This window comes from Epibacterium ulvae, from assembly GCF_018678075.1.
In the GTDB taxonomy this organism is placed as follows: Bacteria; Pseudomonadota; Alphaproteobacteria; order Rhodobacterales; family Rhodobacteraceae; genus Epibacterium; species Epibacterium ulvae_A.
The window spans coordinates 36,190-62,503 of sequence record NZ_JAHHIR010000080.1 but is presented as its reverse complement, the minus strand read 5'-3'; the positions used below and the strand labels follow the sequence as shown (position 1 = coordinate 62,503).

At 56.9% G+C, this 26,314-nt stretch carries 27 protein-coding genes; 20 read left to right on the top strand and 7 right to left on the bottom strand.

Annotated features, from left to right (window positions below):
- Positions 1 to 337: 337 nt before the first annotated feature.
- From KMP13_RS17295 to KMP13_RS17260, 8 genes are all read left to right on the top strand, one after another.
- Positions 338 to 1,087, top strand: coding sequence for a GntR family transcriptional regulator (locus KMP13_RS17295; protein ID WP_215267231.1), 750 nt, complete (start codon positions 338 to 340; stop codon positions 1,085 to 1,087).
- On the top strand, positions 1,062 to 1,904 hold the full coding sequence (locus KMP13_RS17290) for a phosphosulfolactate synthase (protein ID WP_215267230.1): 843 nt from the start codon (positions 1,062 to 1,064) through the stop codon (positions 1,902 to 1,904). The genes KMP13_RS17295 and KMP13_RS17290 overlap by 26 nt, the downstream gene beginning before the upstream one ends.
- A 57-nt stretch (positions 1,905 to 1,961) precedes the next feature.
- Complete coding sequence (locus KMP13_RS17285) at positions 1,962 to 2,942, top strand: Bug family tripartite tricarboxylate transporter substrate binding protein (RefSeq protein WP_215267229.1); 981 nt, start codon at positions 1,962 to 1,964, stop codon at positions 2,940 to 2,942.
- Between the two features lie 58 nt (positions 2,943 to 3,000).
- A complete protein-coding gene (locus tag KMP13_RS17280; RefSeq protein WP_215267228.1) occupies positions 3,001 to 3,474 on the top strand; it encodes a tripartite tricarboxylate transporter TctB family protein in 474 nt (157 codons plus the stop codon).
- An 8-nt stretch (positions 3,475 to 3,482) separates the two neighbouring features.
- A complete protein-coding gene (locus KMP13_RS17275; RefSeq protein WP_215267227.1) occupies positions 3,483 to 5,006 on the top strand; it encodes a tripartite tricarboxylate transporter permease in 1,524 nt (507 codons plus the stop codon).
- A complete protein-coding gene (locus KMP13_RS17270; RefSeq protein ID WP_215267226.1) occupies positions 5,003 to 6,403 on the top strand; it encodes a sulfatase-like hydrolase/transferase in 1,401 nt (466 codons plus the stop codon). The genes KMP13_RS17275 and KMP13_RS17270 overlap by 4 nt, the downstream gene beginning before the upstream one ends.
- 468 nt (positions 6,404 to 6,871) lie before the next feature.
- Positions 6,872 to 7,039 (top strand): 50S ribosomal protein L33, encoded by a 168-nt coding sequence (gene rpmG / locus KMP13_RS17265; RefSeq protein ID WP_215267225.1) that lies wholly within the window; start codon positions 6,872 to 6,874, stop codon positions 7,037 to 7,039.
- Positions 7,040 to 7,273: 234 nt separating this feature from the next.
- Positions 7,274 to 7,417 carry a hypothetical protein gene (locus tag KMP13_RS17260; RefSeq protein ID WP_215267224.1) on the top strand — a complete coding sequence of 48 codons (144 nt, stop codon included), beginning with the start codon at positions 7,274 to 7,276 and terminating at the stop codon, positions 7,415 to 7,417.
- Positions 7,418 to 7,422: 5 nt separating this feature from the next.
- Here KMP13_RS17260 and KMP13_RS17255 read toward each other — a convergent pair whose 3' ends face one another.
- The 3 genes from KMP13_RS17255 to KMP13_RS17245 all read right to left on the bottom strand — a co-directional run bounded on the left by KMP13_RS17255 (position 7,423) and on the right by KMP13_RS17245 (position 9,211).
- Positions 7,423 to 7,896: a GNAT family N-acetyltransferase gene (locus KMP13_RS17255; RefSeq protein ID WP_215267223.1), complete on the bottom strand. Its 474-nt coding sequence runs from the start codon at positions 7,894 to 7,896 to the stop codon at positions 7,423 to 7,425.
- 127 nt (positions 7,897 to 8,023) lie between these two features.
- Positions 8,024 to 8,800: a Bax inhibitor-1/YccA family protein gene (locus KMP13_RS17250; protein WP_215267222.1), complete on the bottom strand. Its 777-nt coding sequence runs from the start codon at positions 8,798 to 8,800 to the stop codon at positions 8,024 to 8,026.
- A 210-nt stretch (positions 8,801 to 9,010) separates the two neighbouring features.
- Positions 9,011 to 9,211, bottom strand: coding sequence for a DUF1127 domain-containing protein (locus KMP13_RS17245; RefSeq protein WP_215267221.1), 201 nt, complete (start codon positions 9,209 to 9,211; stop codon positions 9,011 to 9,013).
- Between the two features lie 121 nt (positions 9,212 to 9,332).
- Here KMP13_RS17245 and KMP13_RS17240 point away from each other — a divergent pair, with 121 nt between their 5' ends.
- Complete coding sequence (locus KMP13_RS17240) at positions 9,333 to 10,214, top strand: LysR family transcriptional regulator (RefSeq protein WP_215267220.1); 882 nt, start codon at positions 9,333 to 9,335, stop codon at positions 10,212 to 10,214.
- 9 nt (positions 10,215 to 10,223) lie between these two features.
- Here the strand turns inward: KMP13_RS17240 and KMP13_RS17235 are convergent, their stop codons facing one another.
- Positions 10,224 to 11,195 (bottom strand): NADPH:quinone oxidoreductase family protein, encoded by a 972-nt coding sequence (locus KMP13_RS17235; RefSeq protein WP_215267219.1) that lies wholly within the window; start codon positions 11,193 to 11,195, stop codon positions 10,224 to 10,226.
- Positions 11,196 to 11,553: 358 nt separating this feature from the next.
- Between KMP13_RS17235 and KMP13_RS17230 the strand changes: the two genes are divergently transcribed.
- The 3 genes from KMP13_RS17230 to KMP13_RS17220 all read left to right on the top strand — a co-directional run bounded on the left by KMP13_RS17230 (position 11,554) and on the right by KMP13_RS17220 (position 14,274).
- Positions 11,554 to 11,922, top strand: coding sequence for a helix-turn-helix domain-containing protein (locus KMP13_RS17230; RefSeq protein ID WP_215267218.1), 369 nt, complete (start codon positions 11,554 to 11,556; stop codon positions 11,920 to 11,922).
- Between the two features lie 92 nt (positions 11,923 to 12,014).
- Complete coding sequence (hisN, locus tag KMP13_RS17225) at positions 12,015 to 12,806, top strand: histidinol-phosphatase (protein ID WP_215267217.1); 792 nt, start codon at positions 12,015 to 12,017, stop codon at positions 12,804 to 12,806.
- A 112-nt stretch (positions 12,807 to 12,918) separates the two neighbouring features.
- Entirely contained in the window at positions 12,919 to 14,274 is a 1,356-nt protein-coding gene (locus KMP13_RS17220) for an 8-oxoguanine deaminase (RefSeq protein ID WP_215267216.1), read from the top strand.
- Positions 14,275 to 14,340: 66 nt separating this feature from the next.
- Here KMP13_RS17220 and guaD read toward each other — a convergent pair whose 3' ends face one another.
- Complete coding sequence (gene guaD / locus KMP13_RS17215; protein WP_215267215.1) at positions 14,341 to 15,639, bottom strand: guanine deaminase; 1,299 nt, start codon at positions 15,637 to 15,639, stop codon at positions 14,341 to 14,343.
- Positions 15,640 to 15,776: 137 nt separating this feature from the next.
- Here guaD and mgtE point away from each other — a divergent pair, with 137 nt between their 5' ends.
- The 4 genes from mgtE to KMP13_RS17195 all read left to right on the top strand — a co-directional run bounded on the left by mgtE (position 15,777) and on the right by KMP13_RS17195 (position 20,721).
- The gene (gene mgtE / locus KMP13_RS17210) at positions 15,777 to 17,168 is read left to right on the top strand and encodes a magnesium transporter (RefSeq protein WP_215267214.1); all 1,392 of its coding nucleotides are present in this window, start codon (positions 15,777 to 15,779) and stop codon (positions 17,166 to 17,168) included.
- A gap of 18 nt (positions 17,169 to 17,186) precedes the next feature.
- Positions 17,187 to 17,762 carry a 5-formyltetrahydrofolate cyclo-ligase gene (locus KMP13_RS17205; RefSeq protein ID WP_215267213.1) on the top strand — a complete coding sequence of 192 codons (576 nt, stop codon included), beginning with the start codon at positions 17,187 to 17,189 and terminating at the stop codon, positions 17,760 to 17,762.
- A gap of 77 nt (positions 17,763 to 17,839) precedes the next feature.
- Entirely contained in the window at positions 17,840 to 18,655 is an 816-nt protein-coding gene (locus KMP13_RS17200; protein WP_215267212.1) for a TIGR00282 family metallophosphoesterase, read from the top strand.
- A gap of 287 nt (positions 18,656 to 18,942) precedes the next feature.
- Positions 18,943 to 20,721, top strand: a complete 1,779-nt coding sequence (locus tag KMP13_RS17195) for an SLC13 family permease (RefSeq protein ID WP_215267211.1) — start codon at positions 18,943 to 18,945, stop codon at positions 20,719 to 20,721.
- Positions 20,722 to 20,958: 237 nt separating this feature from the next.
- Here KMP13_RS17195 and KMP13_RS17190 read toward each other — a convergent pair whose 3' ends face one another.
- Positions 20,959 to 22,731: an SLC13 family permease gene (locus KMP13_RS17190; protein ID WP_215267210.1), complete on the bottom strand. Its 1,773-nt coding sequence runs from the start codon at positions 22,729 to 22,731 to the stop codon at positions 20,959 to 20,961.
- Positions 22,732 to 22,895: 164 nt separating this feature from the next.
- Here KMP13_RS17190 and KMP13_RS17185 point away from each other — a divergent pair, with 164 nt between their 5' ends.
- The 3 genes from KMP13_RS17185 (at position 22,896) to KMP13_RS20845 (ending at position 24,609) form a co-directional block, all read left to right on the top strand.
- Positions 22,896 to 23,636: a YebC/PmpR family DNA-binding transcriptional regulator gene (locus KMP13_RS17185; RefSeq protein ID WP_215267209.1), complete on the top strand. Its 741-nt coding sequence runs from the start codon at positions 22,896 to 22,898 to the stop codon at positions 23,634 to 23,636.
- 283 nt (positions 23,637 to 23,919) lie between these two features.
- Entirely contained in the window at positions 23,920 to 24,297 is a 378-nt protein-coding gene (locus KMP13_RS17180) for a hypothetical protein (RefSeq protein WP_215267208.1), read from the top strand.
- A 3-nt stretch (positions 24,298 to 24,300) separates the two neighbouring features.
- On the top strand, positions 24,301 to 24,609 hold the full coding sequence (locus KMP13_RS20845) for a methyl-accepting chemotaxis protein (RefSeq protein ID WP_215267207.1): 309 nt from the start codon (positions 24,301 to 24,303) through the stop codon (positions 24,607 to 24,609).
- An 18-nt stretch (positions 24,610 to 24,627) separates the two neighbouring features.
- Here the strand turns inward: KMP13_RS20845 and KMP13_RS17170 are convergent, their stop codons facing one another.
- Positions 24,628 to 25,509, bottom strand: a complete 882-nt coding sequence (locus KMP13_RS17170) for a LysR family transcriptional regulator ArgP (protein ID WP_215267206.1) — start codon at positions 25,507 to 25,509, stop codon at positions 24,628 to 24,630.
- Between the two features lie 104 nt (positions 25,510 to 25,613).
- Between KMP13_RS17170 and KMP13_RS17165 the strand changes: the two genes are divergently transcribed.
- The gene (locus tag KMP13_RS17165; protein ID WP_215267205.1) at positions 25,614 to 26,213 is read left to right on the top strand and encodes a LysE/ArgO family amino acid transporter; all 600 of its coding nucleotides are present in this window, start codon (positions 25,614 to 25,616) and stop codon (positions 26,211 to 26,213) included.
- The last annotated feature ends 101 nt before the right edge of the window (positions 26,214 to 26,314 follow it).

Genomic DNA, 26,314 nt, shown 5'->3' with positions numbered 1-26,314 from the left:
CCAGGAGTGAGCAGGTACAGCGAAGTGATGGCACAACAGTCAGCCGTAACAGCCAAGACACCCCGCCGAATGTCAGGGACACATCAGTCCGCAAAGCAGAATGGGACTTGGTTCGCGGAACCCATCAGGGCCAGCGGTCATGTGCATCGCGTCAACAGGCCGGACACAAGACTGCTTCTGACCAAAGAGCAAATCACATCAGAAATGTCTTGCTATGCAGGAGCCATCCACACAAGACATTCAGTAGCGCACCAAACCTAGAGCAGTGCAATCGATCTGTTTCTCCATTCATTCGCAATAGTTGACAGCTCATGCGAATGAGTTGTAAGTTGTTTGCATGAAGGAATACGTCACTACGAACGAGACCGCCGAAACTTCAAAGCCACTTTATGCGCAAATTGCGGAAGATTTCGCGCGCCGCATTGGCAAGGGCGAACTTGTCCCTGGCAATAAACTGCCGTCGCAAACGGAAATGATGGCCCGCTTCAATGTAAGTCAAGCGACAGTGAGGCAGGCGATTTTGAACCTTAGCAACCAGGGATTGGTGATCGCGCGTCAGGGCAAAGGAGTGTTTGTCACGGAACCCAAGGTGGCCGTTGATTTGGGGGACTCCGAAGCGCTGGCGAATGGCAACACAGCAACGTTCACCTATGAACATCTGGGCAGTGATCTGATCGCGGCACCAGATAGAATGGCTGAAATTTTGCAGATCGAGCCGGGCAGCCACATGATCCGCTGTCGACGGAGGTTATTGCTACAAGATCGAACCGCTGGCTTGGAGACCTGTAATCTGCCGTTCGATGTCATGCAAACGATCCGCCCCGAAGTTATTGCGAGCGCAGACCTTCGGTTAGAATTGACCAAGGATGTGACCGCAGGTCCCTATAGGAGAAACTTCCGTATTTCCGCGGGACAAGTGACTGCCTTTGACGCCGAACTGATCGGCGTCCCAACTGAAACTACAATTCTTCAGCGCGAAGACACCACTGTCGATCGCCGTGGACGACCGCTTTTGATGAGCCGGTCTGTATTCCTTGCCGACATTGTTACGTTGGCCGGAGATGCTCAAGTTGGAATGGGTGAGTAATATGAAATACGCGTTTGATTTTCTGCAGCTTGACCAACGCCCAAGCAAGCCACGCAAAACAGGGCTGACAGCGGTGCGCGATCGGATGCGCGGCCTTGGCGAACAACGCGAATTTCTTGAAACCTATGCGCAGTTTGTAGATTTCGCCAAGATTTCTAACTTTGCGCCGCGACTCTATTCCGAAACTTTTTTGGTCGAAAAACTGAAGCTTTATCAGGAATATAACTTATTGCCGTTCTTTGGCGGGATTTTGTTTGAAAACGCCGTGGCACAGGGCAAAGCTGACGAGTTAGCGGCCTATCTGCGCGATATAGGTGCGCCCGCAATAGAGATATCCAATAACATCCTTGATCTTGGGTCGGCAGAAATGGCGAGCCATATAGCGTCTTATTCGGATGTAGGAATTATGGTGTTCGTCGAGTGGGGTGAGAAATACCCAACTGCACCGATGGACCCAAAACGAGCAGCAGAAGACATCGCCCTTTGGACTGACGCAGGTGCGACCTATGTGATTCTTGAACGGTCTGAAATCGACCAACTTCTTATGCCAGACGTGAAGCCAGACGGAATCGAGCGAATGCGAGACTTGGCTAAGCTGGTAGGCTCGGACGTTCTGATCTTTGAGGCCGAAAGCCAGGCGCAGGCCGTCGCCCTAATAAGAGGCCTTGGACGCGATGTAAATTTGGGCCCGAATATCGATTTTGAGTTGGTCAAATGGCTCGAACCGTCACGGCTGGGGATCAGCCGTGAAATGGGGCATTTGACAATAGAAGGTGCCGCTGGGCGCGATGGTGTGCGCAGCAGGCTGGAGGTTTAAGCAGTCAAAACAAAAGTATGCGCCGCAATAGGTGCAGGACATGAAAGGGAGGAAATAATGTCTTGGAATATGATCCGCCGCGTTTTCTGCGCGGCCCTGGTGGCTGGCCCGATCGCTTTTGTAGCGCCTGCCAATGCTGAGAACTATCCTGAACGACCAATCACAATGATCATCATGAGCTCGGAAGGCGGCGGTATGGATCGCGCGTCCCGCTATGTTGGTGACGCATTGTCCGAAGTCCTTGGCCAACCCATGCGGTATGTTAATCGCGGTGGCGCGTCAGGCCAAATCGCGTTGAAAAGCTTTCTGGCCAGTAAAGATGACGGATACACGATCTTTTCGGGCAATGTTCCCACGCTTTTATTAGGCTACGGCTCGCAGACGCAGGACTTTGTGATAGAGGAAGAACTTGCTTGGCTGGGCGCTTATCTGGACGATCCTGCTATTCTAGCGGCCGCTGCGAAATCTGACTATCAAAACGCGAGCGATCTGATTGCGGATGCTAAAACCAACCCGATCCGGGTGGGTGTCGCCAATTGGTCATCAGTGCAAACTCTTGCCTTGCTACAGTTGGCAGAAGAGACCGGTGCGCAATTTGAGATTATTCCGTTTTCAGGCTTTAAAAAGGCCGCTGCAGCTATGCTTGCGCAAGATATTGAGGCCGCAGTCGGAAATTTCTCAGCGGTTGAGGGATTGGGAGAAGAAGCCCGTGCGTTAGGTATTTTCGCACCGTCTGCGCCCAACGCTAGATACACACCTCTAGAAGACCAGTTGAACGTGCCAGTTTTTGCAGCGTCATCGAACCGCGCCTTGGCTGTTCACGAAAGCCTGAAGGAAAGCCATCCTGATCGTTACGACGCATTGCTGTCCGCTTATCAGCAGGTTGCTACTAACCCAGAATTTGCCGCTGACTTCGGCAAGATTCGCGCTAAGCCGTCGCAGATTATTTCTTGGGGTGAAGAAGAAGTAGAAATGGTCTCCGCGAATATTCTCGCGCTTCTTGAACAATACCGAAGCCTATTCGAGCAAGGCAGCTAAGGACGATCTCTCGGCCCAAAATGCTGGGCCGGGCGAAATGATTTAGGAGCAGTGCAGAATGACTGAACACCGTAAAGAACTCACTCGCTTTGGATTTACACCGATCGCGATCCTAGCATACGGCGCTTATTACCTTTCAGGGACGTGGGGTGGCCGGTTTGAAACGGTAGGTTATGGCGCACTATGTGGCTCGATTTTAATCATTCTTACGCTTATCATCGCGTCACGCGGTGTATTTTGGGCGGGAGGCGATCACTCGATAGGATCTTGGATATTGCAGCGACCGGTTGCGATCCGAGATCACGCGCCTGCTCTAGTCATGTGCTTATCGATGTGGGGATATGTCTATTTTCAAAGTTGGATCGGGTTTTTACCCGCGACGAGTATCATGGCGCTTTGGCTCTTGATCTTTTTACGCGCAGGAGGGGGCGTGCGCATAGGTGCATTAACACTCGCCCTCTCGGGGCTTGCTTGGTTGCTGTTGTTACACCTGTTGAATGTGCCGCTGCCTACTGCTCCTTGGGTGGCTTGAGCGCTATGATGTCTGTCGCAGCAGAAGTTCTCCCAATCCTGATGGCTGGCTTGCCTCTCATCGCACTCGGCGTTGCACTGGGTGTCGTGGCAGGTGCCTTGCCTGGGTTTGGCGCATCAAACACATTGATCATCCTATTCCCTTTGACGCTTACCATGGAGGTCAACAGCGCCCTGATCATGATGACTGGTTTGTTTGTCGGTGTCCGTTTTGGAGGGGCGATGCCCGCCATTCTAATCAATGTTCCAGGTACGGCCTCCGGCGCAGTTACGGCGTTGGAAGGGTTCCCTATGTCAAAAAAGGGGCTTGCCAGCATGGCGCTTGGTGTGGCGCTTTTGGCATCAGTCGTGGGTTCGTTTGCATCGGGGTTGATTGCCATCACAGCTGCCCCGCTAATTGCGCGTCTGGCGTTGGAGTTCGGCGCACCTGAAATTTTTGCACTCGCGGTATTCTCAATTATAATGGTTGGCCAAATAGCGGGCGATGACAGGTTCAAAGGTTGGTTTGCCGGTGCTGCTGGACTACTGATTGGCAGTGTCGGCGTAGACCCTATGTGGGGCACCGAACGGGGAACTTTCGGTTTTTTTGAGCTGTATGACGGCATTCCGGTAATTGCCGCCCTCGTTGGCCTGTATGCTGTGGCGGAGGTCATGGAAATGGCGCAGGCAGAGCGTCATCGAATGGTGGACGCGCTAGAAACCGTTAGGATCGGATTTGCGGAACGCGCCAAGGGAATTTTCAGCGGCGCGCGATATGCAATCCGCAAGCCTGCGGATTTGTTGCGCTCTACGGCAATCGGCTCCCTCATAGGCGCGTTACCAGGCGCAGGCGCCAATATCGCCAGTTTTCTGAGTTACCAACAAGCTATCACGTTTTCGCCAAACGCCGCCGATCAGGCCCAATTTGGTAAGGGTAACCCCCGCGGGATCGTCGCAAGTGAAAGTGCCGATAACGCCTGTGCCAGCGGTGCGCTGGTTCCGATGATGTCACTCGGAATCCCTGGTTCATCCTCAACAGCTGTGTTGTTGCTAGTGATGTCAGCGCATGGTTTGAATGTCGGGCCACGCTTGTTCGTGGAAAACACAGTTTCGGCCTATGCTATGTTAGGGGCAATACCACTTGCTGCATTATTGCTGATCGTACTTGGATTTGGCGCATCTTTTGTTGCAAGCCGGTTGGCGCAAATTCCAAGACCTGTCATTGCGACCGTCATCACCATTTTCGCTCTCGCTGGAGCTTATGCGGCCCGCTACATGATGTTTGATGTCTATCTTGCGCTAGGGTTCGGGTTGCTAGGGTACGTTATGCGGCGCGAGGGATATCCCCCGCAGGCCATGTTGATCGGTATAATCCTTGCTCCTGTGGTCGAAGCTAACTTTTTTGTTGGTCTGCGCATGGGCTTTGGCTCACCTGACATCTTCTTTACCCGACCTGTTTCCATGGCGATCTGGATGATCATGATCGCGTCGATCTTTTACATCGCGCGCAAACAGAAATTGGCCCGGGACCGCATCGAAACGGAGGCAAGATGACCGCGAAAAATAGGCTTATTATAATGAGCGACGAGCATGCTCGTCGAGTAATGGGATGTTATGGCGACCCCGTTGTACAGACCCCGCACATGGATGCGCTGGCTGTGCGCGGAACGCGGTTTACATCGGCCTATACCCCGTCGCCTATTTGTGTTCCTGCACGTGCTGCTATCGCGACTGGTCTTCCGGTTCATCAGACGGGACACTGGGACAATGCGCACCCCTATGAGGGGATACCTCAAGGTTGGGCACATACGTTGCGGGCACGAGGAGGCCAAGTGGTCTCAATTGGTAAGCTCCACTATAGGGATTCTAGCCGTGATACAGGGTTCTCGGAACAAATCCTGCCGATGCATGTCGAAAATGGGCGAGGTGATATTGCGGGATCAATCCGGTCTCCGCTGCCTGTGCGGACCCAAAGCCGCGCACTGGCTAATAAACTAGGCCCCGGTGAAAGCAGCTATGTAAAGTATGATCGGCAAATCCGTGATGCCGCGTGCCGTTGGCTTTCAGAGGCTGCGGATGAAACAGGCTGGACGCTTTTGGTGTCATTTGTTTCGCCGCATTTTCCACTGATTGCGCCAGCTGAGTTTTATGACCTTTATCGTGATGCGGACCTTAAACCTTCGCAAATCCATCCCACTTGCCCAGCGGATCACCCATGGCTTCAAGCGCTGCGTGGCTCCTATGTCTACGACAATTTCGACGATCAGTCCCGACGAGAGGCATTGCGCAATTATTATGGGCTGGTCAGCTTTCTTGACGCGAATATTGGGGCAGTTCTCGCGTCGCTGGATGCGTCTGGCGCAAGAGACGAAACAGACGTAATTTATTTTTCCGACCATGGCGACAACCTTGGTGAACGCGGCATGTGGGGGAAATCTACATTTTTCGAAGACAGCGTCGGGGTTCCGTTAATTTATGCTCCTGCGAGCAAAACGCGCGGCGATGTTTGTAATACTCCTGTTTCACTGACAGATATTGCTGCTACCTTGACCGGTATCCGCGATGACCCAGATCATTTAGGTCATATTTCGTCAAAGCCAAGCGATCCGAACAGGGCCGTTATTTCGCAATATCATGCGGCAGGATCTCCGAGCGGGGCCTTCATGCTTCGCAAGGGGCGTTTCAAACTATGCCTTTTTGTCGGCTACGCGCCTATGCTTTTTGATCTTGAGGCGGACCCCTTCGAACGAACAGATTTGTCTAAAGACCCATCAAACCGAGAGATTTTAGATCAAATGCAGCACAAACTTTGTGAGCAATTGCAGGAACACCCGGTCAATATTGATATTCTAGCTCGGGCGGATCAGCAGAAGTTGGTGGCTGCCTACGGCGGGCAAAACAAAGTGCTCAAAGGTCCAATCCTCAGCGCAACGAGCGCACCTAGGGATTAAGCGAAAAGTAATTTTTCGACAATGCTTCCTCGGCGTTATGTTTTCTATGAATGTCCGCAATGACGGGCTGTGTTGCAGCAACCAAGGGCGTCGGTAAATTTCGGCTTTGGAGCATCCTTTCAAACGCCAATGTCGACAATCAACGCTGCTCAGCTATTCGCGCGAGGTGCAGTATCTGGAGCTATGGGCTCGAACCAGCCATTCGTGGTATCACCTCTGAAAGGCTGCTGTCCCGTAGGTGTACAAGTTTGCCACACAAACTTCGTAAGGTCGACTGGAGGACAAACTTGGAGTCCGTCGCTCGGTCCACAGGGTTTGTCAAATCCCGATTCTTGGCCAAAGAATGTGGATGAATCCGTGGAAATTCCCCATCAGACCACTTGACTCCGTGCCCCCTACGTTTAAAAGCGCACGCTCATATGGAATTTACCGAGAGGCCCCTGCCTTTTCGGACGCAGGAGAAGCACCATGGCGAAGCCGACGACTATTAAGATCCGCCTGAACTCGACCGCGGGCACGGGCCACTTCTACGTGACCAAGAAAAATGCACGCACCATGACCGAGAAAATGGTTGTACGTAAGTATGACCCGGTTGTGCGTAAGCACGTCGACTACAAAGAAGGCAAAATCAAGTAAGCCTTCTAATCCGGTTCGGATTATCAAAAGGGTCGTGCCTGGGGCGCGGCCCTTTTTCTATTTGGGCCCGGTGACCTACAAGACAAGATCCGGGGCGGCTTGTCTCAAATGGGATCTATTAAACAATGGTAAAAGAAACGGAATAAGAGCCAATATGGCACAGGCTAGACTGGCCCGCCTGTTTCCTGTGGCTTCAGCGACGGATAACCGGCCTGGCTGCGTGGAGTTTTGGCTATGAAACGTTTGTTTGTCTTTCTCGTCCTGGTGGCCACCGTGATGGTGGCTGAGGCCTCGCTTGTGCGCTACCCCAGCGCCACGACCGTGGTGCCTGCGGCCCTGCAACCAACAACCGTTGCCGTGCGTCCCTTGCACGGCTAGCGGCCTTAGAACCGCATGTCCGCATAGATAACGCTCGGCTCCAGTCCCATCGCCTTCATCAACCCTGCCGAGGCCGCGTTGAACGGCGCATAGGTGGTGGCCAAGGAGCGCGCCCCGGCGTCCTCAGCTGCCTTGCGCACCGCGCCCACCAGTGCTTTGCCAATTCCCATACGCCGCATGGCGGTGGTGATAGCGATGTGATGCAACACGTAAGTTGTCCCGCCTTTCACAATCGGCAAATCGGGGCGATGCTGCACTTCATAAATGACATATCCCAGCAGTGCACCCATGGGGCTTTCGGCAACCAGCGCATGCATGTTTTTCGCGCTCAGCCATTGTTCGATCCATTGGATCAATGCGGCCTCGTCAGGGTCCGCAATATAGCGGCCAGGTTGATGGTCGACATGCAGTTGATGCAAATCGGTCAGCAAAGGAACCAAACGCGCGGCATGCGCTGCGGGCAAGGGGGAAATCTTCATCGGTGCGTCAGAGGGGGGGGCCTCTGCTCCTTGTAAGTGGGGGGAGGTCTAAATGTTGGAAAGGTCGAAAAAGAAAAGGGCGGGTCCAACTGGCCCGCCCCTCGCTCATTTGGTTTTTGTGTGTCGCTTATTCGCGATCGCCAAACAGCTGGAGCAGCATCATGAACATGTTGATAAAGTCCAGATACAGGCTCAGCGCGCCCATGATGGCGGCTTTGCCCAGCCATTCTTGATCCGCAGAATGCGCCATTTCCAGATAGGTGTTCTTGATCTTCTGAGTGTCATAAGCTGTGAGGCCCGCAAAGATCAAAACGCCAATGGCTGAAATCGCAAAGGCCAGCGCCGAAGACGCAAGGAAGATGTTGACGACGGAAGCCACAAGCAGACCAATCACGCCCATGATCAGGAAAGTACCCATCGCGGTCAGGTCTTTCTTGGTGGTGTAACCCACCATCGACAGACCGGCAAAGGCGATGGATGTGATCAGGAAGACCTGAATGATCGACTGACCGGTAAAGACCAGGAAGATCCAGGAGATCGACAGGCCCATTACGGCTGCAAAGACGTAGAAAACCAGCTGTGCCGCGGCGGCGGACAGGCGGTTGATGCCAGCGCTAAAGCCAAAGATGAAGGCCAGCGGTGCAAACATGATGACCCACTTCAAAGGCGACGCAAACAGCGCGTAGCCGAGGCTGGTCAGATAAGTATTGGCATTCAGCTGCGCTGCAGCCGCTGCCGGGTCACTGGTGACGGCCAGGTTGGAAATCGCCCAAGCCGCAGCAAAGGTGATCAGCATGCCAACCGACATTGTGCCGTAAACTTTGTTCATATGGGCGCGCAGGCCCTGATCGATCTCTGCCGCGCGTGTGCCCGCGGCGGACCGGATGTGGTCAAATTGTGCCATGTTCAATGGTCTCCGTCGCATAAAATCCAACCGTTGGAGGATCCCAACGGCGTTGCAACAGATATTGGGGGAAGTGGGGCAAGGTTCAAGTGTTTTCCGCAAGGATGCGGCATCAAAACACTTAAAAGATATGCAAGTTTGCACATCTGGCAAATATAGCCGAGATGGCGATCACCGCCACCCCTTGGGGTGTTGTGTCATCAAAGGCACTTAGCGACGCGGGAAGTCCCAGATCGGACGCGCAGCTTCGGCCTCGGCCTGGGCGCGGGTCAGACCGATGTCAGACAGTTCAACATCAGACATTTGCGCCAGTTCACGGCGTTGGCGATACAGCGCGGTCAGGTCGCCGATCAGAGCAAAGATAGAACGCCGTGCTGGGCGCAGGGATTGTGCAGTTGAGAGATAAGCCATGGGTAAACTCCTTATTCAGATTTGATGCGTTTCTCGCTTTCATCAATTTGCTTGATACATATGGCAAAACGTGACAGATTTTAAAAACGAATGTTTTTGATGAATTACATCAGGAGGCGTGATGGTTCGAAATTTGGATATCACCACACTTCGCTCCTTTGTCGCGGTCGCAGACAATGGCGGGGTTACACGGGCTGCGGGCTATCTGCATCTCACTCAATCTGCGGTCTCCATGCAGCTCAAACGGCTGGAAGAGCTGCTGGACCTGCAATTGCTGGATCGCAGCGGACGCACCATTGCCTTGACCTCGGCCGGTGAACAGATGCTGGCCTATGCCCGGCGCATGGTCGCTCTGAATGATGAGGTCATGGCGCGGCTGACGGATCAGGCGTTCGAGGGAGAGGTCGCGCTCGGTGTGCCCCATGATGTGGTTCACCCGGTGATCCCACGGGTGCTGAAGCTCTTTAACGCAAGTTACCCGCGTGTGCGCGTCAATCTGGTGACCACCAATACCCGCCACCTGAAGGAAGAGTTCACGCGCGGTGGTTTTGACATCATTCTTACCACCGAAAGCAGCGCCCATGAAGGGGCCGAGGTGATCCATGAAATGCCACTGCGCTGGATTGGCGCCCCGGGTGGCACCACATGGCGCCAGCAACCGCTGCAACTGGGGTTCAGCCGCAACTGTATTTTCCGCGGCATCGCGGTCAAAGCTTTAGATGATGCGGGCATCCCGTGGGAGATGGCCATCGACAGCGATTCCGATCGCACGGTTGAAGCCACGATCAGCGCGGATCTGGCCATCGGGGTTTTGCTGGAAGGCACCCAGCCCGACCACCAGGAACTGGTCGAGTCCAATGGCGCGCTGCCGACCCTGCCGATGCAGCGCATCAACCTCTATGGCGGCGGCAAGGGGCATGCACCCTATATCGAAGAGCTGGCCAATCTGGTCCGGCAAAGCTTCAAGGACATGCGCCCGACCTCTTTGCGCCTTGCGGTTTGATCATTTGGCTTAGGGGGCCGCGTCCCCTGCCATTGTTATGACCACCTTGCCGGTGGACTTGCGGCTGCGCAAAAGCTCTAGCGCATCCGCAACCTGATCCAATGGGATCTCATGGCTGACATGGGGGCGGATGCTGCCGTCCGCGAACCAGCCAAACAGTTTGGCCAAGGCATTTTGCACCACCTCCGGGTGTGATTTCAAAAGCCCGCCAAAGTAGAGCCCAATAACTGTAAGGTTTTTAACCAATAGGTGATTGGCCGGAATGTGCGGCACGTCACCTCCGGCAAATCCAATCGGCAGCAAACGTCCGCCGGGATTGGTGGCGCGAAAGGCTGCGGTCCAGACGTCACCCCCAATGGTTTCATAAACCACATCCGCGCCGCCAAGCTCTTTGACCACGCTGCGCAGATCGTCACTGGCCTCCACCAACACATCCGCGCCCGCCGCCTTGGCCACCGCCAATTTCTCGGCCCCGCGCGCATGGGCAATCACCCGGGCGCCCATTTTCTTGCCGATTTCGACAGCCGTCAGACCAACACCGCCCGCGGCGCCGGTCACCAAAAGCGTCTCTCCCGGTTGTAAACGCGCGCAATGATCCAAGGCCAGAAGACTTGTTCCATAAGCAATTTGAAATCCCGCCGCCTCAGAAAACCCCATTGCATCCGGCAGTTGAACGGCGCGGGCAGCGTCAAACACACCGTATTGCGCCAACCCACCTTGCCCGCCAAAGATGGCGACCCGCATGCCGAGCTCAAGTTCAGTCACATTTGCGCCGACCGATGTGACCCAACCGGCGACTTCCAGGCCTGGAACAAAGGGCAGGGGTGGTGTATCCTGATAAGTGCCCTTGATCATTAATAAATCCGCGAAATTTAGACCGCAGGCGGCGATGCGAACTCCAATTTGACCCGGTCCAGGCGCATGTTCAGGGAGTGAAACCAATCTGGCGGTTCCCGGCGCTGAAACTTGATATGCCTGCATCATAAGTCATCCTTGAGTTGCGCCTGTCCGAGGGCTGTGATTCGCGGAAAAGATTAACAGAGGTTGTTTCCTTTTGCGCTGCGGCAAAGCGTTATCCCGCTGTTACACTTCTAGGCGAATACGATATCTCGCAAATTTTCCCATGGAAAATCATTATCTTGTTCTGGTCACCCGGCATTGGCGGGCATCGGAGCTTGTATTCAACCGTAAAGAGCGTAAACTTAAGGATGTGGTATGTCTCAGATTAGGGAATGTGGGGAATTCCTAGTCGGCGGCGTTAGTTCGGGTGTGGGTCCGGAGTGGCGAGCTTCGGCTGTGATCTGATACTTCCGCGGTGGAAAACGACTAGGAGAATCCCATGGCTCACCCTGTGGATGTACATGTAGGAAAGAGAATCCGTCATCGCCGATGGCTCATTGGCATGACGCAACAACAACTGGCCGAGAAGGTCGGAATCAAATTCCAGCAAATTCAGAAATATGAAACTGGCGCCAACCGCGTCAGTGCCTCAAGACTTTGGGATATTTCTGATGCACTGGAAGTACAAGTCAGCTTCTTCTTTGATGGGCTGCAGGACGACCAGCAAACCACAGAAGGTGGTAAGGTTCCTGACGATCTGATGACCGATAAGGAAGCATTGGATCTGGTGCGTTCGTATTATGCGATTCCGGAAAATCAACGTCGTCGCCTGTTTGAACTGGCGCGCGTTCTCAGCGACGTTGCATAAGCAACGTTGTTAAGGTGACATCCTCGAAATAACACTCTCGTTTCGGGGGAATTGCACTTGTAAATTGGGCGGTTCGGTGGCACGCGTGCCGTATGACCCGAGCCGCCCTTTCCGATCTAGACATTGCGCATAAGCTGGCCGACGCGGCCCGCGCCGCAATCCTTCCGTCCTTTCGCAATCTGCCCGAAGCCGCCGAGAACAAGCTGGATGATGGCTTTGATCCAGTCACGGTCGCCGATCGCGCCGCCGAACAGGCAATGCGCTCTGTGCTGGCAGAGTTTCGCCCCAATGACGGCATCCTGGGCGAGGAATTTCCAAATGTTGACGGCACGTCCGGTCGCACCTGGGTTCTGGACCCGATCGACGGCACCCGTGGTTTTATCAGCGGCACACCGACCTGGGGCGTGTTGATCGCTCTATCGGATGAAAATGGCCCGTTTCTGGGGGTCATCGACCAACCCTACATCGGCGAACGCTTTGTCGGTACGCCCGATCTGGCGGAAATGTCCGGCCCGCTTGGCCCGAACCCACTCAGAACCAAACAGAACACAGATCTCGCGCAGGCGATCTTGTTCACCACCTTCCCCGAAGTTGGCACGCCCGAGGATCGCGCGGGCTTTGAACGTGTCTCGGCGCAGGTCAAATTGACCCGTTTTGGCATGGATTGTTACGCCTATGCGCTGCTGGCCGCTGGTCAGGTGGATCTGGTGATTGAATCCCGCCTCAACCCCTATGACATCCAGGCGCCGATTGCCGTCATTCAGGCCGCAGGCGGAATTGTCACCGATTGGGACGGTAAGCCTGCGCATAACGGCGGACGTGCTCTTGCCGCCGCAACCCCAGAACTGCATGCGGCCGCACTGGCGCTTTTGCAAAAGGCTTGAGCCACAGGTAATCGGCGGTCTATAACACCGCCGATCCGTGTCCTTTGCCCGTCTTCTGTCGGATCCTAACTACACTTCTTACCGAAGCGGGCGCGCAAAAAGGAGTGTAGGTATGCGGCAAGCAGAGCCAACTGAAGTTCTATTGCAGAACGCCGATTACATCGTCACCATGGACGACAAACGACGCGTTCTGCGCAATGCCGACGTGCTGATCCAAGGCGGGCAGATCGCAACCGTGGGGCAGGGGCTCACCACCACCGGCACCACCGTTTCAGCAGCGGGATCCGTGGTGACACCGGGACTGGTGAACACCCATCACCACCTCTATCAAAACCTGACCCGCGCAGTGCCGGGCGCACAGGACGCCTTGCTTTTTGGCTGGCTGCAGCGGCTCTATCCAATCTGGGCGCGCTTCACGCCCGAAGACATGCACCTTTCCACCCAGCTTGGGCTGGTCGAACTGGCGTTGTCGGGCTGTACGCTTTCTTCCGATCACCTCTACCTTTATCCCAATGGTGCCTGCCTTGATGATACCATCGCGGCTGCACAAGATGTCGGTTTGCGCTTTCAACCCACCCGCGGGGCCATGAGCATTGGGGAAAGCGATGGCGGTCTGCCGCCGGACACTTTGGTCGAAGGCGAAGCCGCGATCCTCAACGATATGATCCGGGTGGTCGACGCATTTCATGACCCCTCCGAGGCCTCAATGCTGCGTGTGGGCCTCGCGCCCTGTTCGCCGTTCTCGGTCAGCCGCGAGCTGATGCGCGATACCGCGATTTTGGCCCGCGACAAAGGCGTCATGCTGCACACCCATCTGGCCGAGAACGAGGAAGACATCGCCTATTCCCTGACCAATTTCGGCTGTCGTCCGGGCCAATACGCCCAAGATCTCGGCTGGACCGGCGATGACGTCTGGCATGCACATTGCGTGAAACTCGACGGGGCAGAAATTGACCTGTTTGCGAGAACCCGCACCGGCGTCGCCCATTGCCCCTGTTCCAATTGCCGCCTCGGCTCCGGCATCGCACCAGTGCGTGCAATGCGGGATGCAGGCGTGCCGGTGGGTTTGGGCGTGGATGGTTCTGCCAGCAATGACATTGCCTCATTGATCGGTGAAGCGCGGCAATCGATGTTGCTGCAACGGGTTGCCAATGGCGCGGACGCCATGAGCGCATATGAAGCGCTGGAGATGGCCACCCGTGGCGGTGCCGATGTGCTCGGGCGGCCCGAATGTGGACGCATTATGGTCGGAAAACGTGCGGATCTGGCGATCTGGGACAGGAATACTGTGGCCGCCAGCGGCAGTTGGGATCCCGCCGCCTTGGTTCTGGCAGGGGCCTCAACCGTCAAACATCTCTTTGTTGAAGGACGTCAGATTGTGGCCGATGGTCAAATCACCACCATTGACCTTGAAGCACTGATCGCCCGTCACACTGCCCGCGCATCTGACCTTGCTGCTATGAGCTAGGCGAGCATATCACACACCGCACCCTTTCATCTTTTCAAAAATACTTTCGCCGAAGGCTAGGGCGCGTCAGCGCCCTTCCTGCCGGGGGTGCCCCGAGACATAGACCTGAGAGATAGCGCGGTCATCGCCCATCATGATGGTGGCAAACGTCGCCTCCCACAGGTTCTGCGCGCCTGCGCTACGTTGTGCAATCGCCGGGGTTGAGGCAAGATCAAGCACGACTATATCCGCCTCCATACCCGGTGCGATATTGCCGATCTTGTCTTCCATACGTAGCGCCTGGGCCGATCCTTGAGTGGCCAGCCACAACAGTTCTGCTGCATGCAACGGACGTCCGCGCAGCTGACCAATTTCATAGGCCGCCGCCATGGTGCGCAGCATGGAAAAGCTGGAACCGCCGCCCGTATCTGTCGCCAGACCAATGCGCTGCCCTTCCGCCATCAATCCCGCCATGTCAAACAGGCCCGAGCCGATAAAGGTGTTGGAGGTCGGGCAATGCACCAATGCGGCCCCAAATTCGCGCAAGCGATGACGTTCGCGCTCCTCCAGATGAATGGCATGGCCATAGACGCCGCGCGCGCCCAACAGGCCAAACATCTCATACGTATCCAGATAATCGCGCGCGGTCGGAAACAGCGACTTGACCCACTCGATCTCATCCGTCTGCTCGCTCAGGTGGGTTTGCATCAAACAGCTGGGATGGGCCCTCCACAGGGCCCCCATGGCCTCCAGCTGTTCCGGTGTGGAGGTCGGGGAAAACCGCGGCGTGACCGCATATTCCAGACGCTCCACCCCGTGCCAGCGGTCAATCAATGCCGCGCTTTGATCATAGGCGGTTTGCGCCGTGTCCCGCAGCCCCTCGGGGGCATTGCGGTCCATACAGGTCTTGCCAGCGACGACCCGCTGCCCACGCGCCTGGGCGGCGGTGAAAAACGCATCGACGCTTTCGGGATGGATGGTGCAGAAGCTGCACACGGTGGTGGTGCCATGCGCAAGGGTCAGATCCAGATAACGTCCGGCGATCTCATCCGCATAGGCCCTGTCACCAAACTTCATCTCTTCCGGAAAAGTATAGCTGCCCAACCAGTCAATCAGCCGCTTGCCCCAGCTGGCGATCATGGCTGTTTGTGGAAAATGCACATGGGCATCGACAAAACCTGCCAGAACCAGATCCTGACCGTGATCGCGCACCGGGGCCTCGGGCGCCAGTGCTTGCAAGTCGGCGCGGCTGCCAAGCTCCACCACCTTGCCGTCGCGCACCAGAACCGCATCGCTTAGACGGGCGGCATCGGTTGGCGCGTCAGCCTCAAATGGCGATGCGTCAAAAGAAAGCACCTGACCGGTTAGGATAAATTCTTCACGCATCGCATCATGACCTTTCCTTGCCAAAGCGCAGACCGCAGGATAGCTGCGACCATGGTGCCGGTAAATCGTGGTATTGTCATTGTTTTCCGGTAACTGCTTCTTCTATCCTGTACCAAAGAAAAACGGGGGCAGCGCAAATGAGCAGCGACAACGAGACAGCCGTTTTCGATGACACCAAAGATGAGCCGTTTGAACTGAGCCGCAAGCTGGTTGTCGGGATCCTTTATGCTGTGGACGCGCGCGACCGCGACCAGTTGAGCGCGCTGATGGATCCGCTCCATGCGGCCGACATCGCTGACCTTCTGGAACAGATCAACGCCTATGACCGCCGTCGCCTGATTGAGCTGTATGACCGCGAATTTGACGGCGACATTCTGTCGGAACTGGATGAAAGCATCCGCGAAGAGGTCATTGCAATCCTCAACCCGCATGTTCTCGCCGAAGCGGTGCGTGAGCTGGAAAGCGATGATGTTGTCGACCTTCTGGAGGATCTGGAAGAGCCGCAACAAGAGGCCATTCTGGATGCGCTGAAAGATTCCGACCGGGTCGCGGTCGAACAATCGCTGCGCTACCCCGAGAACTCGGCCGGCCGCCTTATGCAGCGCGAGGTGGTCATGGCCCCGGACCATTGGACCGTGGGCCAGGCGATTGATCACATGCGCGCGCATGAGGACATGCCGGAACAATTCTACCACGTGGTTGTTGTGGACCCGCGCCTGCATCCGGTGGGCAATGTCACCCTTGGGCGGATCATGGCCACGCATCGGGATGTGCTGCTGCTGGATCTGACCGAAGAGACGTTTGAAATCTTTCGCGCCGATATGGACGAAGAAGACGTGGCCTATGCCTTTAACCAATACCACCTGATTTCTGCCCCCGTGGTGGATAACGAAGGCCGACTGGTTGGGGTGATCACCATCGATGATGCGATGGTGGTTCTGGACGAAGAACACGAAGAAGACATTCTGCGACTGGCCGGCGTGGGCGACGAAAGCTCGCTCTCGGACAAAGTGGCCGACACCACCCGCCGCCGCTTTCCTTGGCTTGCGGTTAATCTGGTGACTGCGGTTCTCGCCTCGCTGGTGATCGCCCAGTTTGAGGAAACGATTGCCGGGTTTGTTGCACTTGCCGTTTTGATGCCTATCGTGGCTTCCATGGGGGGCAATGCTGGCACACAATCGCTCACTGTGGCTGTGCGCGCCTTGGCCACCCGCGACCTGACCGGGTCAAACGTTTGGCGAGTGATCCGGCGTGAGGCTTTGGTGGGATTGGTCAACGGGGTGATCTTTGCGGTTGTGATGGGGATCGTTGGTATTTTGTGGTTTGGGTCTCCGGCGCTGGGCGCGGTGATCGCGGTCGCAATGGTGATCAATCTGGTCGTCGCTGGCCTCGCCGGGACCCTGATCCCGATTATTCTGGACCGGCTGAACGTGGACCCGGCGCTGGCGTCCGGGGCCTTTGTGACGACGGTGACGGATGTTGTTGGCTTCTTTGCCTTTCTGGGGCTGGCGGCAACGGTCCTTTTGTAACGCGGGGATAGGTGGGATATGGATCAAGGCTCAGATCTGGCCGCACAAAAGGCCGCTGCCCGCAAGGCAGGTTTTGCGCGCCGTAAGGTGGCACATGACACGCGGCCTCCCGGCGTGGCTGGGCACCTGTCGGAGGTGTTGGCGGGCTATCGCGGTGTCCCCCTTGCGGGTTACATGCCGATCCGAAGCGAGATCAGCCCTTTGGTCGCAATGGCCGAAGCCGCGGCGCACGGACCTGTTGGCGTGCCGGTAATCATGGGGGAAGGGCAGCCTCTGCGGTTTAGCCGTTGGGAGCCGGACTGCGCCTTGCGTGACGGTCCCTTTGGCGCGCAGGTGCCTGCGGTGGATGACTTCTTTGAACCGGAAATCCTGATTGTGCCGCTGGTGGCCTTTGATAGGTCGGGAGGGCGTCTGGGTTATGGCGGTGGGTTTTATGATCGCACGCTAGAAATGCTGCGTGCCAAACGTTCGACCCTTGCCATCGGCTTTGCTTTTGCTGCGCAAGAGGCGCAGGATCTGCCGCTGGAACCCACCGATCAACCGCTTGATCTGATCGTGACCGAGGCATCGATCCACGATTTTAGCCGTAACTGACACGGTATCCGCGAAAAATCCGCGTCACAGCCCCACGGCCCCTTGCTGCCCCGCCGCGCACTCCGTAGGGAAGGGGCATGCGTATTTTGTTTCTAGGCGATGTGATGGGCCGCGCTGGGCGCAAGGCCGTCATCGAAGATCTCCCCAAACTGCGGGACGAATGGAAATTGGATTTTGTCATTGTGAACGGCGAGAACGCCTCCAATGGCATGGGTCTCAATGGTGAACATGCCAAGGCGCTTTTGGCGGCCGGGGTGGATTGTCTGACGCTGGGCGATCACGCTTTTGACCAAAAAGACATGCTGCAGTTTATCGAAAGCGAAAGCCGCATTATCCGCCCGCTGAACTTTGCCAAAAACGCACCCGGTCGCGGGCACCGCCTGTTCACGGCACCCGGCGGGCGCAAAGTTTTGGTGCTGCAGGCACTGGGGCAGGTGTTTATGAAGCGCGCCTTTGACGATCCCTTTGGTGCAGTCGAAAGCGTTTTGAAATCCCACCCGCGGGGCGGGCTGGCACAGGCGATCATTGTCGATATGCACTGCGAAGCCACATCCGAGAAGATGGCGATGGGTCATTTCTGCAATGGCAAAGCCTCCCTCGTGGTGGGCACCCATACCCATGTGCCCACAGGCGATGCGCAGATCCTGCCGGGCGGCACCGCCTATCTGACGGATGCAGGCATGTGTGGTGACTATAACTCGGTCATCGGTATGGAAAAAACCGAACCCATGCGGCGGTTCCTGACCGGCATGCCAAAGGGACGTTTTACCCCGGCTGAAGGCGAGGCCACCCTGTCTGGCGTTTATGTGGAAACCGATGATCGCACGGGTGCTGCAACCAAAGTGCGCATGGTGCGCCAAGGCGGTCTGTTGCAACCCAGCAGCGCGATCTAGGCACCAATTGTAACGTGATCCGAGAAATGCTCCCGCCCGTGTCGGACCATTCACAGAATGTGCCTCCCCGGTTGGGCCGGGCGCCGCGCTGGCGCGCGGCGTGCGCGCACAAGCGATCGGCGCAGATCCACATGCTGGGGTTGCAATTGCCTCCGTTACGGCAGAAGCGCTTGCTCCGCCGGGTGGGATCCTTCACTGTCGACAACGGCCTAAGTGGTTCCGGTGATCTGCACAGCGGTTTTGCTGGGTGTTTTATATGTACAACAATCTGGGCGAATTGACGGGTAATGACTTTTCTTCAGCTTGGAGCATCGACAGATGCGGTGATCGCGCTGGCCATTGTGCTGATCATGTTTATTGGTTTTCTGCGCGAGATTTACCCCACCGAGGTTGTGGCTCTGCTTGGCGTCTCTCTGATGCTGTTGACCGGTGTTTTGCCGTATGAGGCTGCCTTGCCGGTGCTGGCAAACCCCGCGCCCTGGACCATCGCCGCGATGTTTATCCTGATGGGGGCTTTGGTGCGTACCGGTGCGCTGGATGCCTTTACCCAATTGGCGCGCAAAAAGGCCGAAGTTAGTCCCAAGATGGCCATCGCAATGTTGATGGCCTTTGTGGTTGCGGCCTCTGCCGTTGTTTCCAACACCCCGGTCGTGGTTGTGATGATCCCGGTCTTTATCCAGATCGCGCGTACCTTAAACGTGTCGGCCTCCAAACTGCTGATCCCCTTGTCCTATGCGGCGATCCTGGGCGGCACGCTGACTTTGATCGGGACCTCGACCAACCTTTTGGTCGACGGGGTTGCCCGCGCGCAAGGCCTGCAGCCGTTTACGATTTTTGAGGTCACGCCGCTGGGGCTGGTGCTGGTGGTCTGGGGCATGATCTACCTGCGCTTTATCGCGCCAAAGCTGCTGCCAGAGCGCGACAGTATGGCGATGCTGCTCAGCGATCGTTCCAAAATGAAATTCTTTACCGAGGCGGTGATCCCCCCGGACAGCAACCTGATCGGGCGCGAAGTCACAGGCGTTCAGCTGTTCAAACGTCCAGGTGTGCGGCTGATCGATGTGGTGCGCGGCGATGTCTCTCTCAGACGTGAGCTGAAAGGCGTGGAGCTTCAGGTCGGTGACCGGGTGGTATTGCGTACCCAAATGACCGAACTCCTCAGCTTGCAAAGCAACAAAGAGCTGAAACGCGTCGATCAGGTCTCGGCGGTGGAAACCAATACGGTTGAGGTGCTGATCACACCGGGCTGCCGCATGGTGGGGCGCTCGCTGGGCGCGCTGCGCCTGCGCCGTCGCTATGGTGTCTATGTGCTTGCGGTGCACCGTAAGAACCAGAACATCGGTGTGCAGATCGATGACCTTGTGGTGCGGGTGGGCGATACCCTGCTGTTGGAAGGCGCGCCAAGCGACATTCAACGCCTGGCCGCAGATATGGACATGACCGAAGTCTCTCAGCCCTCGCAACGCGCCTACCGTCGCAGCCACGCGCCGATTGCGGTCTTGTCGCTTTTTGCGATTGTTCTGCTGGCGGCCTTTGGCGTGGCACCAATCCTGCTGCTGGCCGTGGTCACAGTTGCGGTTGTTCTGGCCACCCGCTGTATCGACGCGGATGAGGCGTTTTCCTTTGTCGATGGGCGCTTGTTGGCGTTGATTTTTGCCATGCTGGCGATTGGGGCGGCGCTGGAACATTCTGGTGCGGTCAGCATGATTGCCAATGCCATTGCACCGGGCCTGTCGATGTTGCCGCCGTTCCTGGTGGTCTGGGCGGTCTATCTGCTGACTTCGGTGCTGACCGAGCTGGTCTCCAACAATGCGGTTGCGGTTGTAGTCACGCCCATCGCAGTTGGTCTGGCGCAGGCGATGGGGCTCGATCCGCGCCCGCTGGTGGTGGCGGTAATGGTCGCGGCCTCGGCGTCCTTTGCGACGCCTATTGGCTACCAGACCAATATGCTGGTCTATGGTCCCGGCGGTTATCGATTCTCGGATTTCTTGCGTGTGGGCATTCCGCTGAACCTCAGCGTTGGGTTGCTGGCCTCGCTGCTCATCCCCATCATTTGGCCGCTTTAAGCGCGAATTTGCACAAAATTCCCCGTAAAAACCGCCCAAACCTCCGGAATTCCTGCCCCTGAACCGACGTATTTTACCCCTATATAAAGGGCACAGTATGTTGAACGAGGAACCCGGACTATGAAGACCATACCTACCTTTATCGCTGTTGTCCTGAGCGGCGGATTGGCAATTGCTTTTGCATCGATGCTGTTTGGCTGAGCCGACGAGAGCCAGCCAAACGGATCACAGTATTGCCTACATGGGCCAAAAAATCAGGATCGCCGGAATGGTGACAACAACCACCAGAATTTCCAGCGGCAACCCCATCCGCCAGTAATCGCCAAAACGATAGCCCCCCGGCCCAAGAACCAGCGTGTTGTTCTTGTGCCCGATTGGGGTCAGGAATGCAGCAGAAGCCGCCACCGCCACCGCCATCAAAAATGGATCTGCCGAGACACCCAATGTGTTGGCCATCTGAATGCCCACGGGCGCGGCCACAATCGCGGTTGCCGTATTGTTCAACACATCCGACAGCGTCATGGTCACCACCATCAGCACCGCCAGAATGCCCCAGGCGGGCAGGCCGTCGGTAAGGGTGATCAACCCCTGCGCCAGGATCTCGGTCCCGCCCGAGTTTTCCAGCGCCGCACCCAGCGGGATCATCGATCCCAGCAGCACCACAACCGGCCATTCCACATGGTCATAGAGCTGGGCAATCGGCAGGATCCCGGTCAGCACATAGGCGACCAAAACAAGCCCCAACGCCACCGGCAGATAGACCAGCCCCAGTGAGGCCGCCAGAACCGCCGCGCCAAACAACCCAATAGCGAGCCACGTCTTGTCATTCGCGGTCACGTCCAACCCGCGATCGGCCAAAGGCAGGCAGCCCAGCCATTCAATCACATCGCGGGTGCGTCCACGTGGGCAAAGCAGCAGCAGGATATCGCCGGGTTCGATCTCGCTTTGGCGAATGTGGCCGGTGATGCGTTTGCCCTGCCGCGACAGTCCCATTAAAACAGTGCTTTGTCGCCAAGCAAGCCCCACGGATTGCGCGGTACGCTCTGTGATGCGGGCATCTTCAGGCACCACGACCTCAACCAGTTCTAACCCGTCGCCGACGGCATCCAGCTTTTCCTGCCGCGCCGCGTCCGAGAAATTCAACGAAAGCGCCGAGCGGAATTCATCCAGCGCCGCGGGGGAGGCCTCCAGAACCAGCGTATCGCCTTCTTCAAGCGTGGCGCCGGTTGCGCGGCCATACCGGCGCGTGCCCTGACGGATCAGGCCCAGAATTGCCACATCCGCCTGTTCGGCCTCTGGGTAGAGGGAGCCGAGGCGTTTGCCGATCAGCTCCGATCCTTCAGGCACCGTGAGTTCGGCAATATAGGGCGCAATATGCGTGGCCTCGCCCGCGCCATCATCGCGCTGTGGGATCAGCCGCCAGCCAACCGATGCCACAAACAGCAGGCCGACCACGGCAGCAATCCCACCGACGGGGGCAAAATCAAACATGCGGAACGGTTCGCCCAGCTGCTCTTCGCGGATGCTGGCAATGATGATATTGGGCGGGGTGCCGATTAGCGTGGCCATGCCGCCCAGAATGGTGGCGAACGACAAGGGCATTAGCGACAGACCTGGCCCGCGCCCCGCCTTGCGCGCGGTCTGAATGTCCACCGGCATCAACAGCGCCAGTGCCGCGACATTGTTCATAAAGGCCGACAGGACCGCGCCAACCCCGCCCATGATCCCGATATGCGCCCCAAGGCTGCGCCCCGCATCCACCAGGCTGCGGGTGATCAGATAGACCGCGCCAGAGCGCACCAACCCCGCCGAGACGATCAGCACCAGCGCCACAACCAATGTGGCGGGATGGCCAAACCCGTCAAAGGCATGTTTCGTGGGCACCAGACCCAGGACCACCGCCACCATCAACGCGCCAAAGGCCACCAGATCGTAACGATAGCGCCCCCATAGCAACAAGCCAAAGACGACGCCAAACAGGCCGAACAACAGGTATTGATCATAACTCATGGCGCCACCTTACTGCTGGCGCGCAGCGGAACAAGGGGCCATCGGCACAGGTTGTCCCTGCACAGAGGGGCCGTGTGATGCGGGCAGGCCTTGAAAGCGTGGGCAAAGGGCGGCTATATGAACGCCAATTCGGATATACCAGACTATTAACGCAAGGATGCACCATGGCAGGCCACTCCAAATGGGCAAACATCCAGCACCGCAAAGGTCGCCAGGATGCCGCACGTTCCAAACTTTTCTCGAAACTGGCCAAAGAGATCACCGTCGCAGCCAAAATGGGTGACCCCGACCCGGACAAAAATCCGCGTCTGCGTCTGGCTGTAAAAGAAGCCAAAAGCCAATCGGTCCCCAAGGATGTGATTGAACGCGCCATCAAAAAGGCCGTGGGCGGCGACGCAGAAAGCTATGACGAGATCCGCTACGAGGGCTACGGCCCCAATGGCGTTGCAGTCATCGTTGAAACCATGACCGACAACAAAAACCGCACCGCTTCTGTTGTGCGTTCGACCTTTACCAAAAACGGCGGCAACCTGGGCGAAACAGGCTCCGTTGGGTTCATGTTCGACCGCAAAGGCGAAGTGACCTATGCGGCCTCGGTTGGCGATGCGGATACCGTGATGATGGCAGCCATCGAAGCGGGCGCCGAAGACGTCGAAAGCTCGGATGAGGGCCACACGATCTATTGTGCGGACACGGATCTCAACGACGTCTCCAGCGCGCTTGAGGCCGACTTGGGCGAGTCTGAATCGACCAAGCTGATCTGGAAGCCTACCACCACAACCGAGTTGGGTCTGGAAGACATGCAGAAGTTGATGAAGCTGGTGGACGCATTGGAAGATGATGATGACGTGCAACGCGTCACCACCAACTTTGAAGCCTCGGATGAGGTGATGGAGCAGCTGTAACAGCCTTCCCATTCGACTTTTAAAAGCCCGCCGGTTTTGGCGGGCTTTTATTTTTATTCCGATATTGCATGCTTTTTCGCTGGTTTGTCGCCCCTTTATTGGACGCGAACCTGTGCATTTTTGAAATTCTTTTGTCAAAGCAAGATTATTCCGCCCGCGCGGCAAGAACCTTTAGATCAGCTTTACCTATTCTACCTAGCGCAGTTCCTGCGGCGTGTGCGAACGCAACCTGTTCTTCCTCCGGCAGGGTGCGCTGTGGCTTTGTGAACGAAGGAATACGAATATGCCTGTGGATCAGGACGACACCCAGGCCGAAGCCGTGCTTGGGCAATTGATCACCCTGTGTGGCAAAATGCGAATGCTGTCCCACCGGATTGTGATGATCGTGCTGCTCGACAGCTGCCGTGATGAACAGAAAACCCTCGGTATCGAGGCTTATACCAAATCGGTGGAAGAGTTTTCAGAGATTGCAGGCAGGATTTCCCTAACCCGCGCCCACAGCCCATTGCCGCCCGCGGTTCTGGACGCGATGCAGGCGGTGCAGGCGATCACCCCGGCGCAAGAAGCGCAGTTGGACAAATTGCTCAAGGCTGCGCGCAGTCTGGAGCCTGATGGTAGTGGTAGCAATCGCAACGAAAGCCGTTTGGTCGCGCTGGCGTAATTTGTGGCCTCAACCCCGTTGGGAACTCTGAACGAGGTTGTGGCCGGCATCGGGCGCGCGCTGGACTTCGCGGTCCAGGAACGCTGCAACCGTAGCGAAGTGAACCGGGATGTGATCTCTAAATCGGTGACGCAGATTGAACAGATCAGCCAGGCGGTTGTTATGATTCCGGTCAACGCTTCAATCGAAGCCGCTCGGGCAGGGGAGCAGGACTTGGGGTTTTCGATCCTGGCCAGCGAAATCCGCTCCCTCAGCCAGAACTCGGCGGCCTCGGTCCAGCAATTGCGCGACCAACTGGAGGTTCTGCACTAACGACCGTCCATTGCGGCCTTATTGAACCAACCCCGCTCGCGCCGCGCGCTGAACTGCTGTGGTCAGCGGTGCGAGCGCCGGGGCCATCACCCGACTCACCTGCCAGCTGAGGTCGATAGCCAGCGTGCTGTCCGACGTCAACTGGCACAGGCGACCCTCCCTCAGCAGATCGCGCACCAGCATCTGTGGGTTCATCCCCCAGCCAACCCCGGCCAGTGCCGCATCGATAAAGGCTTGGGTGGAGGGTAGAAAATGTTCTGGTGGAGCCACACTTGTCCCCACGTAGATCTCCAGCCAGCGTCGTTGCAGTTGATCCTTTTGGTTGAAGACCAGGCAGGGGGCCTTGCACAGTGCCTCTTCGGTTAACCCCTCAGGCAACCAACGCGCCATATAGGCAGGGCTTGCCGTCGCCTCATAGGTCAGCGCGCCCAGCTTGGCCATGTCACAGCCCGCAACTGGCGTGGACAGGGCCGTGACCGCTGCGGATACCTCTCCCCGGCGCAGCCAGTTGGCGCTGTGATCCTGATCATCAATCACCAGATCAAACAACATCCCCTCGCATTCGGCCATTGCCGCCACAAACCAAGTTGCCAGACTGTCCGCATTCACCGCCACCCGGATCCGCGATGGCCGCTGCCCCGGATCCAACCCCAGATCGCGCTGCAATGCAGATGTCAGCACCCCGATATCCTCGGCATGTTTGGCCAATCGCGCACCTACTGGCGTGGCTGTGCAGGGCTGCCCCCGATGAACCACTGTCGCTCCCAACCGTTCTTCGAGAGCTTTGATCCGTTGTGAGATGGCCGAAGCGGTGACATGCAGATCCTGCGCCGCCAGTTCAAATGAGCCAAAGCGCAAAACAGCGGCCAGCGCCGCCAGTTGGTTTTGATCCAGTTGCATTAGCAATCCTAATCTACGGTTAGATGTTTTAATTGGATTAAGTCGACTAGTCCCGGTAGTCAAACCCAACACGAAGAATGGACAAGACCACAAGGACCCCCGCCATGACCCCCAGCCTCTATGCAGGATTTGCCCTCGGCCTCAGCCTGATTGTTGCCATCGGCGCGCAAAATGCCTTTGTTCTGCGTCAGGGGCTGCGCCGTCAGCATGTGTTGGCGGTTGCTTTGACCTGCGCGGCCTCGGACTCGATTTTGATCACCGCGGGTATCTTGGGCTTTGGCACGTTGACCCAGATTGTTCCCTGGTTTGAAGCCGCCATGCGGTTTGGCGGTGCGGCGTTCCTGCTGTGGTATGGGCTGCGCAGCTTCCTGTCGGCCTGGCGCGGTGGTGAGGCTTTGGCAGCAGATACAAGTGAAGCGCAGCCCCTGTGGCCGGTTCTGGCCACCGCCTTGGCGCTGACCTGGCTGAATCCGCATGTCTATCTGGATACGGTGGTTCTGCTGGGTGCCATTGCGGCGCAATATGACGATCCAACCAGTTTCGGGCTTGGTGCCGTCACGGCCAGTGTCACTTTCTTTTTGACGCTGGCCTTTGGTGCCCGTCTCGCCGCGCCGCTCTTTGCGCTTCCCCGGGCCTGGCAGGTGCTAGATGCATTGGTGGGTCTGGTCATGTGGACCATTGCGGCACGCCTGCTGCTGGGGTGAACCGAGCAGCCCACGGGCAGGTCGAGATCTGCAGGGTAGGTGCCAGAAACATTGTACCGAAAGGACTTTGTCCATTTCGCAAAACTATTGATCATGTTAAG